Genomic DNA, 16,760 nt, shown 5'->3' on the forward strand with positions numbered 1-16,760 from the left:
GGGCGAGGAGACGAAAAATTAATTCCCGTGATTTACAATCCCTTTACTTGGATCAGATACGGTGAAAATAATTCCGCTTTAAAGTGTAGGTATCGTGGGATGAGGACAGACAGCCCCTTGCGCGAGTAGGGCAATGCTTTGCGATCCAGGCGGCGAATGTGTGATCATGCCGTTATCGCAAAACCCAATCGAATACCGGGTAGAGACCAGGAGAAAACCCTCTTTTCGCTACGGAAAGCCAAAGGCCCTTTAGGGCGGGCTTAACGGAGCGACGGACGGGTTTTTTTGTGCTGCCCAACGAAGCGGGGCTGAGGCCAATGGTTCGCCCGTGGTCTTGACCGGGAGGGGAGTCTGCCGCATCCTTCAACCTATTCTTAGGAGGGATACCTAACGCATGAAAAAAGCGAAAAAGCTGCTGCACCTGATCACGGTTCTGTCTCTACTGGCCGGTTTGGCAAATATGGGGCCGGCTATCCTTACGGCCGCGGCCGCGGAGAAGGGACCGGGCAGGGCGGAGATGGAGGCGGTACGAACGCGGACGGCTCCGGTCATTGACGGCCGTTTGGAAGAGTCTTTTTGGAGCGTCAGTGAACCGCTCACGGTTCGCACCGACCCGGCTTCGAACGACAACCATCAGTTTGGACTGCTGTGGGACGACACTTATTTGTATATCGGGGTGCGGATCGAGGACGATACGGTGATCACCGGGGGCAGCGGATACTGGTTCGATCAGGACAGCCTTAATCTGTTTTTCGACCCGACCTTGCATCGGTCCTCCCCGTTTGCCCCGGAGGATATGCAGATCGGTTTGCTTTACGGGCAAGACGGAAGCGCGCCGGAGTTCCGGTTTGGTGCGGCGCTGAATAATCATGCGGATAAGGATGAGAAGAAGGTGCTGCGCTCGATCCACACCACACCCGAAGGCTGGAGTGCGGAGCTGGCCGTTCCGTGGGACATGCTTGGCATGGACCCCCGGCTTCAGAAACAGCTCGGCCTCGAAGTCGGCGTCACCAACCGTTATGATGCGGCGGATCCGGCGAAACAGCGAACGAGCTATTGGAGCGCCTACAATTCCTCCAGCTTTTGGAACGATACGAGCGGGTACGGCGTGGTGCATCTTTCGGATGCCGCACCGGTTTCCGGCCCGGTAAATCCGGTGCTGCTGGAGGAGAACTTCGAAGGGTACGAGGAGGGAACGCTTCCGCCAGGCTGGATCTCCGACGTCAATGGAGGGAGCCCGGCGTTTACGGTGACCCGGGACACGTATTCCTCCGTGACGGGGGACACGTATGGCGGTGGGGCGGCGGATCCGGCACCCTTCGGCAAAAGACTGCGTTTCGACGGCAGCAAGTCCGGGTGGCAAGCGCGGATCACCGCGCCCGTGCAAGCCGACAACTACACGGTGGAAGCGGATGTCCGGTTTGAAAGCGTGCTGAATCCGGCGCGCTGGGCGGCGCTGATGTTCCGCGTTCCCGCGAACGGCAAGGCGCCGTACAATCAAATGGCCGTAAGGCAAAACGGCGCTTACGAACTGGCCTACCGAAACCCGGACAACCAATGGAACGTCCCGGAGAGCGGGACCTGGCAGCCGCTTGCGCTCGGCAAGGACTACACGCTGAAAGTGCGGGTGTTCGGCGATAATGTCAAGGAATACATCAAGGCCAAGGACGAAGCGGAGTTCGCCCTGCTGATGGACGCCACGCTGGACAGCGGGCTTTTGGAACGGGGGAAGGTAGGCTTCCAGGCGGATCAGGCTTCCGTTTCCTTCGACAATCTGAAGGTGACCCGCCTTACCGCGGACCGGCTGGATCTGGTACTGCCGGATTCGGCGGAAGCGCTCAGCGGACCGATGACGGTAACCGCCACCGTTTATTACTCCGACGGGGTGGTTGAGCCCGTCCGGCCCAAGGACCTTAAGCTGTATTCTTCGGATGAGCGCGTCGTCAAAATTGTCGACAATCGGCCCATACCGCTGAAGGAAGGCGAAGCGGTGATTACGGGGGTTTACCATCAGGCGGAATCGGGCGTCCATGTCCGGGTGACTCCTTCCCTGACCGGGCCGAAGGTGGTGAAGCTGGCGCATGATCCGGGCTATTTGCTGGTCGCGGCGGGCGACCCCGTTCCGCTCAAAAATATCCGGTTTACGGCGGAATCCGGCGATTATTCCTCGGCGGAAATCGACGGGAGCCGATTGAACTGGACCGCGGACAGCGGGGAAGTTACCGCGGACGGGACGGATCTCATGGTGAAGGCTCCCGGCGTTTATGAAGTGAAGGCGGGCATCGACAGCGCCGAGTTCCGGTTGATTGTGGTGGCGAAGGCGGCGGATCAGCAGGAATACACCCTGTATGCGGAGGATTTTGACCGCATGGCGGATGGAGCGTTCCCGGAAGGCTGGACCCGCAAGCAGGGGGCTTCCGGGGGAGCCGCGGGCGTGCGGGACGGGGCGTTCGAAATGCGCGCTACGGCTTCGCCGGACAATCCCTCCCGCGTTCTTTTGCCGGATTACTTGAGCTTGTTCGGCAACTATGCGATCGAGGCGGACATTACGAATACGGCAGCCAATAACGCCGCGCGGTGGAATTCCATCATGTTCCGGGTTCAAAACGGGGATTCCCCCTATTACCAGATGGCCGTACGCAAAGATCCTTCCGTTTACAACGGGGTGGAGTTTGCGGAGCGCACGGCGTCCAATCAATGGAATGTGATGGATCGCGGTTCCTATACCGAGCCGATGGAGGAAGGGAAGCCGCTTCGGTATACGGTAAAGGTCTACGGCAATCGCGTCCAGGAGTATATCAACGATGTGATGGTGATCGATACGGCGAAGGCGGAGGCGTACAACAAGGGACATATCGGATTTCAGGCCGACGGCAGTACCATGCGGATCGATAATATCCGGGTGACTCTGCTGGAGCAGCCGCTTCCGGTTCAGGAGATCACGCCGTTTGTCAAAGTGTCGGAACCCGATACCCGGATCGCGATGGCGCCTACGGTCGTCACCGAGGTGGTGTATGGCCAAGATCTCGCGAAACTAAAGGACGGACGGCTGCCGGCCACGGCGATTATTCATATCAACGCCGATCTTGCCGTGACCGAAAAGTACGGCGGCAAGGTGATTTCCCCGCTGAGCGACGTGCTCGAGACGATGGGGGAGAAGGTCATTCCGGCCTTTTATGTCAAAGAAGAGCTGGCGGTTGACCGGCTCGTTCACGAGCTGCGCGAGCGCGGTTTGGAGGACGCCTTCGTCGTCTCCGACCGTCCGGACTTGGTCCGGCGGGCCAGAGCGGCTTATCCGATGATCCGCGGCATCCTGGACTTCACTTCCCTCCTCCATCCAACGCCGGAGCAATTGCTCGATATCCGCAGACAAACCGCGTCGAGCCAGGCGAGAATCGCGCTGCTGCCGGCGGGGGCGGCTACCCGGGATAACGTGGCTTACCTGCAGAAGCTGGCGGTGATGGTCTGGGCGCAGGAAGTCCCGGGCACAACCGGCGGGCCCCTGCCGCTGCACCGTTTGATCACGGCGGGCGTCAACGGGGTTGTGGCCGCCGAGCCGGTGAAAGCGCACGAAGCGCTGGAGCTCTACAACCGCGATACGACGCTGGTTCGCAAAGTGTACATGATCGGGCATCGCGGCATGCCTTCCGTATCCCCGGAGAATACGATCGAGAGCAATATTTTGGCGATTGAGGCCGGTGCCGATTACATTGAGAACGACATGTTCCTGACCAAGGACGGATATCTGATCATCACCCACAATGCTTCCCTGGAAACGACGACGGACGGAAGAGGGCAGGTCGAGAATTTCACCCTGGAGCAGCTCAAAGCGCTGAACGCGAACAAGCCTTATCCGCAAGGTTATCCGCTGGTGAGGATGCCGACCCTGGACGAGCAGCTGCAGCTGGCCCGGGAGCGGGGACGCCTGGTTTATGCGGAGATCAAGACCCAAACCCCCGGGGCGGTGGATGCGTTCGTAGAAACCGTCAGAAAATACAAGGCGGAAGATATCGTCAATGTGATGTCTTTTTATCCGGCTCAACTGGAGCGGCTTGCTCTCTTGATGCCGGAAATGAACGCGGGTCTGCTGACCGGTTATTTGTCGAGCGAATCCAATGTGGAAGGTTCGCTGCGGGAGACGATCAAAGCGCTGTCCAGGCAAAACTGGACTTATAATACGGATTTTAACGGTCTCGGGCCGAAATTTATGGAAGCCGCCAAGCACCGCGGGCTGCTGATTTCCCCGTGGACCCTGAACAAGCGCGATGATATCATCAAGTACTTCAAGATGGGCGCGTTTGCCATCACGACGGACTATACGTACTACGCTTCGGATTGGGCGGCTGCGCTGTCCGCGAAGGAATCCGCGCTGGTGTTAAACCAGGGGGAATCCCGGAGTATAAGCGCGGTCGCGGAAACCTATAGGGGCGACAAAAAAGAGGTTGCGCCGGACGTTGTGATCATCGAGGGAAGCGATATTCTTCAGGCGGACGGCAACACCGTCAAGGCGGTCGGAGCCGCCGGAAAGGCCTATGCGCTGCTGCGCTACTCGGCTTCGATCGAAGGGGGCGGCACCTATGATCTGTATTCGGAGCCGATCGAGATCGCGGTTCGCGGGGGCCATAACGGCGGCGAAACGCCGGGCAACGGCGGAGGCAACGGCGGAGGTACAGGCGGAAACGGGAACGGAAGCGGAAACTCCGGCAAACCTGGCGGATCGCAAGGCCTTCCCGGAACACCGGCGGGCAGTGAGACTGGGCAGCCTGATACCGGCGCCGGGACTACCGTACTTGAAGCGACAAGTGGAGCCGTTAGAACGGAGGACTTGAAAAAAGCTGTGGAGGCGGGAAAACCTGTCGAGGTCCGCTTTAGAGGGGAGAGTGTTAGGGTTCCTTTAGCCGGTCTGACGCCGGAGTCGTTACGGCGGACTGAAATTACGCTGACGCTGGTCAACCGGGATCTGCAAGCCGGCTACAGACTGCCGCTGCGGAACATCGATCTTTCAGCGGCGTCGCGTTTACTTGGAGGCTCCGCCGCCGAGTCCGCCGAGCTTGTCGTCACCGTCCGCGAATGGGACGGAGCGGAGAGAGCCGCTGTGGCGAAAGCGGCCGAACGCACCGGAGGAACGCTGTCCGGTCCGGTTGTGGAATTGGGGCTTCGCCTATCATCCGGGGGCGAATCCGCGTCTGAGCGCAGCGTATCTTTCTCCATGGATGACGCGGTTCAATACATCGGAGTCGTGAACGGCGAGAAGAACCGTACAGGGACGGGCGTTCGTTTCGATCGGGCCGGGAACAAACTGGTTTATACGCCGAGCCGTTATGCCGCCGAAGCTAACGAGGTGATATTGACGCGCGGCGAAAACGGAATCTTCACCGTGCTGTCCATGGAAAAGGCATTTGCCGACATGAAGGGCCACTGGGCGGAGCAAGAAGCCCGGAAGCTGGCGGAGCGGCTGCTGCTGGAGGGAACCGGCAGCGGTGCGTTTGAACCGGGCCGTCCCGTGACGCGGGCCGAATTCGCGGCGATGCTGGTTCGGGCCCTGGGCCTGGATGCGGAGGCTGAGGCCGGATTGGCGGCGGGGAACGGGGAAACATCGGGCCCGGCCATGAAGGATGTCGCTCCCGCGGCTTGGTTCGCCCCTTATGTACGGGCGGCGGTTCGGGCCGGGCTCGCCGGCGGATACGAAGACGGGACCTTCCGCCCCGACGCCCCCGTCACCCGCGGGGAGCAGGCGGCGATGATGGCCAGAGCGATGCGGATCTCCGGCTCCGCTGCCGATTCCGGATCCGGTGAAGGCACCCGGCGGCTGGACGGCTTCAAGGACGCCGCGGAAATCAGATGGAAGCGGGCGGATTGGGAAACGGTCCTTCAGGCCGGCCTGTTCAACGGCGCCGCCGGGAACCGGCTGGATTCGGCCGCATCGTCCACACGCGCACAGTCCGCGGTCGTGCTGTATCGCTTCCTTCAATGGTGCGGCGATATCGAATAGATGTTTTTATCCAGCGCTGATAAACGGCCTCTATACTAGTGACAAACAACAAGGAGGCGTGAGAATGAAAAATGGACTGTTCACGGGAACCTGGGGACGAACGATCATCCCCGCCGTGAGAAAGCCGGAGGATCTGGCGGCGGCCTGCGCCAGCGATTGGCCGATCTTGTTCCTGCTGACCGGCGATTTGTTTACGGTGCAGGACTATGTCCGGCAGGCGGATGAGGCGGGGAAGAAAGTGTTCCTCCATGTCGATTTTCTGGCGGGCCTGGCCAGCGACCCCGTCGCCGTGGAATACATCGCGGACAAGGTTCGACCGACAGGCATCATATCGACCAAAAGCCATATGGTCAAACAGGCCAAAAAGTGCGGGCTTCAGGCGATCCAACGATTGTTCCTCATCGACACGTCGGCCCTGGAACACGGTATTCATACCGTGCGCCAAAACCGGCCGGACGCGCTGGAGGTAATGCCGGGCTTGATCCCGAGAGTGATCGGCGAGCTGCGGGCGAGCACGTCTTTGCCGATCATCGCGGGAGGCCTGATCAAGGACCATGAGGAAATCGAAACGGCGCTGCGCGCCGGGGCCGCCGCGGTATCCATGGGAAATCAAAGCTTGTGGCATTCTTTTGCAATGTCTTAACACGACGTTAATACGCCCTTGACACTGGGGGGCTACATTAGAGGAGAAAGAAAGCTTAGAGTTTCAAGTTCAATTTCATAATTTAGGGTCGGAGACGAGGAGAAAGCCCTTATGCAGAGAGCCGGAAACGGCATGGTTCGCCATGTCCGTTTCCAGGGCGGCTGCATAACGGGCTTTTTTGTGTTGTCCGCCCCAAAGGAGGATGTTCAATCATTGCCGGACACGCTGTCATTTGAGACGTACTTTTTTGATCTGGACGGCACGATTTTTCTGGGTGACGTCCTGCTGCCCGGCGTGCGGGAAACGCTGTGTTATTTAAGGAGCCAGGAGAAGAAGGTAAGATTCTTGAGCAACACGACCATCCGGACGAGAAAGGAATGCCGCGACCGGCTCCGACGGCTTGGACTGGCGGCGTACGAGGAAGAAATCGTCACGGCGGGGTCGATGTCGGCCGTTTATTTCGGAGAACGGCCCGAACGGGTCCGGGTTCTCGTCGCCGGGGAACAGGCGCTGGTCCGGGAGCTCGCCGCCGAGGGGGTCGATACGACGGAGAATCCGTCCGAAGCGACGCATGTGCTCGTCGGTATGGACCGGGAGTTCAACTACGGGAAGCTGCATCGCGCGATGAAGGCGGTCCAGGGCGGCGCGCGGCTGATCGCGGCGAATCCCGATCCGAACTGCCCAGTGGACGGCGATTTGATCCCCGACACCTGGTCCATGGTCAAGGCGATCGAGGCCGCGAGCCTGGGAACGGTGGAGGAGATCATCGGCAAGCCATCCGCCTACTACGCCGCCAAGGTGCTGGATTGGAGCGGCACGGACGGGGACCGCTGCCTGATGGTCGGCGACCGGCTGGACACCGACATCCTGTTCGGCGCCGGCCACGGAATGCGCACGGCGCTCGTACTGACGGGGGTATCGACGCTTACGGACCTGGATCGGTTCCCGGTTCGGCCGGATTACATCTGGGCGACGATGGACGAAATGCTTCCGCGCTCGCAGCGGGCCGGAACGGTCATGTAACCGGCGGGCGGAATTTAACAGCATTTTTACCCCATGCTTACGAAAGAAATATACGGATTTGGTAGAGTGGAAGAAATGCCGGCCCCTAAAGCTCGGGAGTTCTTCCGGAAACAGCTTAACTAAATTGGAGGAGATGGACGTTATGCGGAAATGGAGCACTAAAGTACTTGCGGCGGCCTTAGGGCTGTCGCTGCTTGCGGGATGCGGTGGAGGCAGCGGAAACGGGAACGGAACCGGGAGCAGCAACGGTAAGGGAGATGACACAGCGGCTTCCCAAGGGACGGCTCAGACGGCGTCCGCGGCGAACGGCGGGAAGAAAACGGAGCTGACCTTCTACTACCCGATCGCGGTCGGCGGTCCTTTGACCAATACGATCGAAGCGATGACCGCGGATTTTGAAAAAGAGCATCCCGACATCGATGTCACCCCCGTGTATACGGGCAGCTACGCGGATACCGCGGTAAAAACGCAGGCGGGCGTTCAAGCGAAGCAGCCGCCGGATGTGGCGGTACTGCAATCCACGGAGTTATTCAGTTTGCTGGATATGAACGCGATCGTTCCGCTGGACGACTTCATCGCCAAGGAAGGCAACGATTATTTGGCGGATTTCTATCCCGCCTTCATGGCGAATTCGCAAACGGACGGTCATACCTACAGCCTCCCGTTTCAGCGCAGCACGATCGTTCTGTACTACAACAAGGAGATGTTCAAGGAAGCCGGACTGGACCCGGAAAAAGGGCCGGCGAACTGGGAGGAAATGCAGGACTACGCGATCAAGCTGAAAAAGGACGGACGCCACGGGCTGGAAATCCCGGTTACGGGCTTCGCTTACTGGATGATGCAGACTTTCGCGCTGCAAAACGGGGAAAACCTGATGACCCAGGACGGTAAAAAGGTGATGTTCGACACCCCGGAGAACGTGGAAGGACTTCAATATTGGGTGGATCTTGCGGCCAAGCATAAGGCGATGCCGGAAGGGGTCACGGATTGGAGCACGGTGCCGTCCGACTTCCTGGAAGGCAAGACCGCGATGATGTACCATACGACGGGGAACCTGACGAACGTCAAGAAGAACGCCACATTTGATTTTGGCGTCAGTTTCCTGCCGGCCAAAAAGCAGTACGGCAGTCCGACGGGCGGAGGCAACTTCTATATTTTCAAAGACATCAGTCCGGAAAAACAGCAGGCCGCCTGGGAATTCGTTAAATTTATGACCGAGCCGGAGCGCGCGGCCCAATGGAGTATCGATACCGGTTATGTCGCGGTGCGCAAGTCCGCCTATGAAACGGAGCGAATGAAGAAGTATGCGGCCGAGTTCCCGGCGGCGCTGGTGGCCCGTGATCAGTTGGAATATGCGGCAGCCGAACTGTCCACGCACAATAACGGCAAGGTGATGAAAATTTTGAACGATAACGTTCAGGCGGCATTGACCGGCACATTGTCTCCTGCGGAGGCCTTGAAGAAAGCCCAGACGGAAGCCGATCAGGCTCTGGCTTCCTTCAATAAATAGCATGGCCGGAAGCCGCTGGAGAAACAACGCCTTTGCCTGGATTTTGCTGCTGCCTTCTTTGGTTATTCTGGCGTTGTTTACTTTCTATCCGATCTTTCTGACGCTTCGTCTCAGTTTGTTTCAGGCCGACCTCGCCGCGCCGGAGCCCCTATTTGTCGGATGGGATAACTTCCGCAGGTTGGCGGAGGACGAAGTGTTCAAAAAGGTGATGGGCAATAATACGATATTCGCGCTGGGGACGGTTCCTACGGGGATCGCCCTGGCCCTCTTGATGGCGGTTTTCGCCAATAAGATGATGCGGGGAAGAGGATTTATGCGGACGGCCTTCTTTTACCCGACGCTGATCCCCATGATCGCGGTCGCCAACATCTGGCTGTTTATTTACACGCCGGAATACGGTCTGGTCAGCCGGCTCCTCTCCTGGACCGGACAGGCCGAACTGAACTGGCTCGGTACGCCGGGTCTCGTGCTGTGGGCGATGATCATCATGATCATTTGGAAGGAAGCGGGCTATTTTATGATTTTTTATCTGGCCGGCCTGCAAAATATCCCCAAAGAGTTGTATGAAGCCGCCCAAATGGACGGGGTCGGGAGTTTTACCGTGTTCCGTAAAATCACATTCCCGCTGCTCATGCCGACCACGCTGTTCGTGAGCATCGTCGCCTTGACGAACGCGTTCAAGCTGGTCGATCATTTGATGATTATGACCCGCGGGGGGCCCAACAATTCAAGCAATTTGCTGCTCTATTACATCTACGAGACGGCTTTCAGCTTCTGGGACCAGGGCATGGCTTCCGCGCTGACGGTAGTCATGATCGGACTGCTGCTGCTGTTTGCGGCGGTTCAGTTTTTCGGACTCGACAAACGCATTCACTATCATTGATTCCGGACAGATCGTCCGGAAAGAAAGGCAAGGCTCAAAGATATGCCGCAGAAATATGTGTCTAAAATCGGCCGTTCCCTGATGCTGCTGCTGGCCGCGATCTGGCTGGTGCCGCTGATCTGGATGACGGCGACCGCGTTCCGCTCGCGTCAGACGGCTCTTTCGGGGTTCTGGTCGGCGGATTTCACCCTGGACAATTTCGCCACGGTTTGGTCGGCGGCCCCCTTTACCGTATATTACCTGAATACGATCCTGATCGTGTTCGGCGTATTTGCCGTACAGATGCTGACGGCGACGATGGCCGCCTTCGCGTTTGCGCGGGTGCCGTTCGCCGGGGGCGGGATCGTGTTTCTGATATTTCTGGCACAGATCATGATTCCGGCGGATGTGCTGATTTTTCCAAACTACAATATTCTGAAGCAGTTCTCGCTGCTCGATACGAAATTGGGCATTATGCTGCCGTATCTCGCTTCTTCCTTCGGGATTTTCCTGCTTCGTCAGGTTTTCAAGACGATCCCCCTGGAATTGGAGGAAGCGGCACTCATGGAAGGCTGCAACCGGTGGCAGGTGTTGTGGAAAGTGTATTTTCCGCTGTCCCGGCCTACCTATGTCGCCTTTGCGCTCGTGTCGATCAGCTATCAGTGGAACAATTTCCTGTGGCCGCTGATCGTCACCAATTCCGTGGAAAACCGGCCTCTCACGGTCGGGCTGTCGATTTTCGCCCAATCGTTCGAAGTCGGGGTCCAATGGACTGAGGTCAGCGCGGCGACGCTGCTCGTCATCGTACCGCTGCTGGTCATTTTCCTGGCGTTTCAGCGCCAATTCATCGACAGCTTTATTCATTCCGGCATCAAGTAAGTAAAGAATGAGGGAACCGACCCGGCAGGACCATCCCATTTGAAGGAGTGATCCAGATGATCGCACGCGAAGACTATTCCGTTTCCACCTATGCTTATATCGAGCGACCGCTTCAAGAGGCGGTGCTGACTTTGGCCGAGGCCGGCTGGAAGCAGATCGAAATCATGTGCGAGGGCGGCCATGAAGAGATCCTGGTCTGGCCGGAAGCGCGGCTGGCGGAACTCAAGCGGACCGGGGAGGCCTATGGCATCCGGTGGAGCCTCCACGCGCCGATCACCGGCTGCAACCCGGCGGCCCGGGACGAGGCGGAGGCGGCCCGATCCGAGCATCTGCTCGTGGAAACGCTGCGCGTGGCGGAGCATTTGGGATGCCGCCATGTCGTCCTGCATGCGGGCACCGAGGAGGAGGCCGCGCTGCCGCAGGCCGAGCCGACGCCCGGGAACGAGGCGGCGGCAGTAGGCATGGCCGAGGGGGAGGGTGCGGCGGAACCGGCGGGGGCCAGAGCGGGGGGTGAGACCGCGACCGAATCGGCGAAGCGGCGGGTCGTCGGCTTTCTCACCCGGGTGCTGGAGCGGACGGCCGGCGGCGGCGCGGTCATTGCGCTGGAGAATGTCCCGCCTTACCCCGGTTTGCTCGGCGTGGAGGTGTCCTTCCTGTGGGCGATCGCCGACGAGATCGATTCCCCGCGAGTCGGCCTCGTCTTCGATTGCGGCCACGCTCATATGACCGGCAGCGGACGCTGCCTCCTCATGCTTCAGCAAGCGATGTCCCGGCTGGTGGCGCTGCACCTCAGCGACAACACCGGGCAGGCGGATGATCATTTGGGGCTCGGCGGCGGCACCGTGCCGATCGAGGCGATGGTGGCCTGGCTGGCGGCTTGCGGGTATCGGGGCTCCTGGGTGCTAGAGATGAGAAAGCCGGAGGATTTGCAGCCATCCGCAGACAGGCTGCAAAGTCTGACCCGGCAGTTTTCGAGCAGCTTTTAGCGAATCGAATTAGGCTCCAATAAGGGAGCTAATGCCCCAGGGGACTAATGGCTGTAATCGCCTCCCTTTGAGCCGGTCGGGTAAATAAGGGCATTTTGAGGCGTTATATTGTCGAATTCGTCCTTTCGGTGAGAAATAGCGGTCTTTTGGGGCCTTATTTTAGGGAAAAGCGGACCGAAACCTGATTTTTGGACCCGCATCAGTGAAATAAGGCCTTTTTTGGCCGCTATTTTTCCCGAAAACGCAAATCGGGCCGAAATAACGGCCTAAAACGCCGCTATTAAGACGGACGGCCAGAGAGAGTGCGGATAGGCAGCACTAAGTCAGGTTTAATGAAACGTCGGTGCATCATCGCACCAAAAACTTGCAGAGTATTTGCGGGTTTTTATAAATTGAATGCAAAAGATAAGGAAAAAACCTGCAGATATCTGCAGGTTTTTTATATAAGCATATGGGGCCGACCAAGCTCTCCTCAAAGTCACCTTAAGATCATCTCAAGGCCTCGCCTCAAGGGCCCGCCCGTTACACGGGTCGAACCCGGAACTTGAAGGAATAAGGCCGGTTTGCGGGAAGCGTGTAAGCTTTGTGCGTCCGGGCTCCCCAGCTGTCGTCACCGCCAACGCCCATTTGTTTGAGGTTGATTCTTACGATGGTATGACCGGTTTCGGGCAGCTTGTAGACATGGTCATGCGCTTCCAGTTCGTCCGGGGACCAAGGCAGCGCATTGAAGTCGAACGGCACCGGACTTTCAAACCGGAGGGCGGCCGCACCGTCAGCGGCGCTCTGCGCGATTTCGGCATACCGGACGTCGGTCTTGTTGCCGCACTCCTGCGGGCGCAGATAAGGAACGAACTGATCCCGGACGGCACCGGTGTAATATCCGAGACGCGCCCCGGTCTTCCGGTCCCAATAGTTCTCGTGCGGACCGCGGCCGTACCAGGATACGGTGTCATGGCTCTTGTTCAGGGCGAAAAGCAGCCCGAACTCCGGCAATTCAGGCAGATTGCCGTCCGGCACCAAAGTTTGCTCCACCTCGATTGCTCCATCGGGGAACAGGCGGTAGACAAGGGATAGGGTGCTCGAAGGCTGATTCTCCCACGCGTACTCGGCATAGACGGCACAACCTTCGCCTTCCGGCCGATGTTCGAACCGGGTCAGCTTCAGTTGGAACGGGGCGGTTTTCCAAAAAGCGCAGCGTTCATGAAGCTTGCTGCCGAGATCGTTGTCGGTAACCGCGCGCCAGAAATTCGGCCGCACGTCTCCGGCGAGCCGCTCTTGGCCCGATATTTTATAGGAGACCAGGTTTCCTGAATGGCGGTCAAAAGAAACAGAGAAGCTTTCCCCCGATAGGGTTAGCCGATCCGCCTCGATTTCCGGTTTCAGAGGGGAAAGCCCTTGAGCCTCGGAGGAACCCCACGGCACCGGCACCATGCGAGGCTTCAATACGAACTGCTCCCACGCGACTTCGTGTCCGGCCTTGGCCCACTTCTGATCATCTTTCGTGACGAAGGAAACCGTCAGGACGGCTTCCCCATCCCCCACGAAAGTCGGCTGGAACGGAATCCGGATTTCCGCCGTTTCTCCGGGCTGCACCGGACACGTCAGCGTCCCGCTTTGCACGGGCACCCCATCCACAGCCACGCTCCACACGCCTTCGTATTGCTCCAGATCCGTGAACAGCGCTTGATTCCGAATCCGAATGAGTCCTTGACTCAGATCGACGGCTTCGAAGCGCAGATCCTGATAGCATTTCTTAACCTCTTGCAGCTTGGGCGTGACGGTCCGGTCGGCAAAAATGAGCCCGTTGCCGCAAAAGTTGCCGTCATGCGGCGTCTCGCCGAAATCTCCGCCATAGGCAAGGTATTCCGTCCCGTCTTCCGCGGTCGTCCGAATGGCCTGGTCGATCCAATCCCAAATAAAGGCTCCCTGCAAAATGTCGTACTTGTCAAACAGTTCCCAATAAAGATGAAGTCCGCCGCAAGAATTTCCCATGGCATGGCTGTATTCGCAGAGGATATACGGTTTGTTGGGACGGCTAAGCGCGTAGCGCTCGACATCGCGGGGCTTCACGTACATGGTGGACTCGATATCGCTGGCCGCTTCCGATTTGCGGTAATGAAACACCCCTTCGTAATGGACGAGCCGCGTCGGGTCGGCCTGTTTCAGAAACTCATACATGGCGATGAAGTTGTCTCCGCCGAAGGATTCATTGCCGAGCGACCAGATGATGACGGACGGGTGGTTTTTGTCCCGCTGAAACATGGAATTGCAGCGATCGAGCACGTTGTCGCGCCATTCCGGCCGGCTGCCCGGCACATTGAATTCATTCAATTCCTGCTGCCCGTATTGCCAGGATCCATGCGTCTCCAAATTGGTCTCGTCGATCACATAAAGCCCGTATTCATCGCAAAGTTCGTACCAAAGCGGCTGGTTCGGATAGTGTGAGGTGCGGACCGCGTTGATATTGTGAACTTTCATGAGCTCGATGTCCCGGATCATCTCCGCCTTCCCGATGGCCCGCCCGGTGTCTTGCGAAAATTCGTGCCGGTTGACGCCCTTGAATACGATGCGGCGGCCGTTGATTTTCATCAGTCCGTCCTTCAGTTCGAATTTACGGAATCCGGTCCGGCAGCGGGTCGCTTCGAGGACACGCCCCTCGCGATCTTTAAGCGACAGTATGAGCGTGTAGAGATGGGGCGCCTCCGCGCTCCACTTCAGCGGATTCCGCACCGCTGCCGAGAGTTTCAAAGTGCGGGATTCTTCGCCTTGAAGGATGGAGGTGAAGGACAGCGGCGCATCAAGAACGGCCCGCCGGTCTTCATCGTATAGTTGGGCTTCCATGGTGATTTCGCCGGTATTTTCTCCGGTATAGTTGGTGATTTGGATATCAAGCCGCAGTTCGGCATCGCGGTAATCGGCATCCAGGTCGCTGCGCACAAAAAAGTCGGCGATATGCACCGGGCCGGGCGAATAAAGGTAAACATCGCGGAAAATCCCGCTGAGCCGCCAAAAGTCCTGGTCCTCCAGCCAACTGGCGTCGCACCACCGATAGACCTCCACGGCCAGTTTGTTGTCCCCCTCCACCAGGTAGGGGGTGATATCGAATTCGGCAGGGGTGAAGGTATCCTCGCTGTACCCTGCCAACTCGCCGTTCACCCACACGTAGAACGCGGATTCGACGCCTTGAAAACTGAGAAACACAGGGCGTCCTTTCCAGTTCTCCGGCACGGTAAAGGTGCGGATATATGAACCGACCGGGTTGTAGAGCGTCGGCGCAAAAGGAGGTGTAAGCTCCGGCTCGGAGACCGACCAGGGGTATTTTACATTCGTATACTGCGGATAATCGTAGCCTTGAAGCTGCCAATGGGAAGGGACCGGCATATCCCCCCAGCCGCTGGCGTCGAAATCGGTCCGGTAGAAATCCCGGCTTCGCCGGTCCGGCGTCTCCGCGAACGAAAACTTCCACACCCCGTTCAGCGATTGGTAGTAGGGGGAAGACTCGGGATCGTTTGAGAACGCTTCCGAAACGGAAGGAAAAGGCATCAGGGACGCGTGGGCGGCGAGCCTCCCCAATTGAAACAGCTCCGGATTGTTATTCCACTCGGGATAACCGTTGGCCGGGGGTGCGTAAACGAGTTTTTGGCGCATGATATCGTAACAACTCCCTCCTATATAAATTGAACTAATTGATTTACATGTACGGCCGCCGTGTGAAATGTTCTTCCGATCGCTGTTGCTCCCAGATTTCTTTAATTAAGTTTATAAGGTAGAAATCCGCTCACAAAGGCGAACACTTCGCTTCTCCAGAATCATTTCACACTCTAGCCTATTGGCAAATCTTAAATCCAATTTATATATGTTATAATATATTCACATTATAAGATTCCGTGGAGTATTAGAAAATAAAAGAATATTCGCCCTGTGTATTAAAATATGAAACAAAAGGAGGGTTTTCCGTTGAAGTCCCGGATCATCTTCGGAAAGACGGAGGAAACCTCCCGGCTGCCTGTGTTTATGACGACGCTGGGCTACTGGGAGCATCAGGACGAAACGCATCGTCCCGCGGGTTTTCCCGATTATCAGGTGCATCAGGTGATTCAAGGCCAAGGCTCACTGATCCTGGGCGAGGAGGAGTTTCTCGTGGGGCCTGGGGAAGTCTTCTTCTTGTTCCCGGGAATTCCGCACAAGTACATGCCGGTTAGCGACCGCTGGGAACTGGCCTGGGTTTCGTTTCAAGGGAGGGAAGCAAGCCAGTTGCTCGCCTATGCGGGGGTCAACGGATCAGGTGTCGGTCGGCTGCGTACATCGACGCTGCTGGCCCCCCTTTACCGCATGCTTGAGGCGGAAGAAACGGGGACCGAGGATTTTGAAACGGAGTGCTCCAAGCAGTTGTACAACCTATTGCTGGATCTAAAAAAAGAGTTGATCGAACCCGCGGCAAAAAACGATGAACTGGAACGAATGCGTCCGGTGCTTACCTACATCGCGCAAAACTTGTCGCGTCCCTTGCCGCTCGGCGAACTGGCGGAGATCGCGGGCGTTTCGCCGCAATATTTGTGCCGCCTTTTTCAGAAAACGCTGAAGCTCCGGCCACTCGCTTATATCAATCAAGAACGCGTCAATCTGAGCAAAAAGTTAATGTTTACGGAGCGCGGCAAAAAGATCTACGAGATTGCGCAAAGGGCGGGATACGAAAACTCCAGCTACTTTTGCGCGGTGTTTAAACGGTATACTGGAATGAGCCCCGAGGAATTCAAAAGGATGCACGGACTCGGTTCCTGAGGTAAGGTGACTTAAGGCGGCCAGGCGGATCGTTTAGCGGGAACCATTCCAGCTAAATTGGCGTGTTGAGCGGTTGAAAATTG

At 57.8% G+C, this 16,760-nt stretch carries 9 protein-coding genes; 8 read left to right on the plus strand and 1 reads right to left on the minus strand.

Annotated features, from left to right (window positions below; all coding sequences use genetic code 11):
- The first annotated feature begins 394 nt into the window (after positions 1-394).
- The 7 genes from LBW89_RS20470 to LBW89_RS20500 all read left to right on the plus strand — a co-directional run bounded on the left by LBW89_RS20470 (position 395) and on the right by LBW89_RS20500 (position 11,895).
- The gene (locus LBW89_RS20470) at positions 395-5,992 is read left to right on the plus strand and encodes a glycerophosphodiester phosphodiesterase family protein (protein ID WP_225040145.1); all 5,598 of its coding nucleotides are present in this window, start codon (positions 395-397) and stop codon (positions 5,990-5,992) included.
- 64 nt (positions 5,993-6,056) lie between these two features.
- A complete protein-coding gene (locus LBW89_RS20475) occupies positions 6,057-6,635 on the plus strand; it encodes a glycerol-3-phosphate responsive antiterminator (protein ID WP_225040147.1) in 579 nt (192 codons plus the stop codon).
- A 213-nt stretch (positions 6,636-6,848) separates the two neighbouring features.
- Positions 6,849-7,658 carry an HAD-IIA family hydrolase gene (locus tag LBW89_RS20480; RefSeq protein ID WP_225040220.1) on the plus strand — a complete coding sequence of 270 codons (810 nt, stop codon included), beginning with the start codon at positions 6,849-6,851 and terminating at the stop codon, positions 7,656-7,658.
- A 142-nt stretch (positions 7,659-7,800) separates the two neighbouring features.
- Positions 7,801-9,168, plus strand: coding sequence for an ABC transporter substrate-binding protein (locus LBW89_RS20485; protein WP_225040149.1), 1,368 nt, complete (start codon positions 7,801-7,803; stop codon positions 9,166-9,168).
- Position 9,169: 1 nt separating this feature from the next.
- Positions 9,170-10,051: a carbohydrate ABC transporter permease gene (locus LBW89_RS20490; protein ID WP_225040151.1), complete on the plus strand. Its 882-nt coding sequence runs from the start codon at positions 9,170-9,172 to the stop codon at positions 10,049-10,051.
- 42 nt (positions 10,052-10,093) lie between these two features.
- Positions 10,094-10,909, plus strand: coding sequence for a carbohydrate ABC transporter permease (locus tag LBW89_RS20495; RefSeq protein ID WP_225040153.1), 816 nt, complete (start codon positions 10,094-10,096; stop codon positions 10,907-10,909).
- Between the two features lie 56 nt (positions 10,910-10,965).
- Positions 10,966-11,895: a sugar phosphate isomerase/epimerase family protein gene (locus LBW89_RS20500; protein ID WP_225040155.1), complete on the plus strand. Its 930-nt coding sequence runs from the start codon at positions 10,966-10,968 to the stop codon at positions 11,893-11,895.
- A gap of 522 nt (positions 11,896-12,417) precedes the next feature.
- Here LBW89_RS20500 and LBW89_RS20505 read toward each other — a convergent pair.
- Positions 12,418-15,543 carry a glycoside hydrolase family 2 TIM barrel-domain containing protein gene (locus LBW89_RS20505; protein ID WP_225040156.1) on the minus strand — a complete coding sequence of 1,042 codons (3,126 nt, stop codon included), beginning with the start codon at positions 15,541-15,543 and terminating at the stop codon, positions 12,418-12,420.
- Between the two features lie 309 nt (positions 15,544-15,852).
- On the opposite strand from LBW89_RS20505, the gene LBW89_RS20510 reads away from it, so the two are divergent.
- Positions 15,853-16,677, plus strand: coding sequence for an AraC family transcriptional regulator (locus LBW89_RS20510; RefSeq protein WP_225040158.1), 825 nt, complete (start codon positions 15,853-15,855; stop codon positions 16,675-16,677).
- Positions 16,678-16,760: the final 83 nt, after the last annotated feature.

The sequence above is a fragment of the Paenibacillus sp. alder61 genome (assembly GCF_020179875.1).
GTDB lineage: Bacteria > Bacillota > Bacilli > Paenibacillales > Paenibacillaceae > Fontibacillus > Fontibacillus faecis.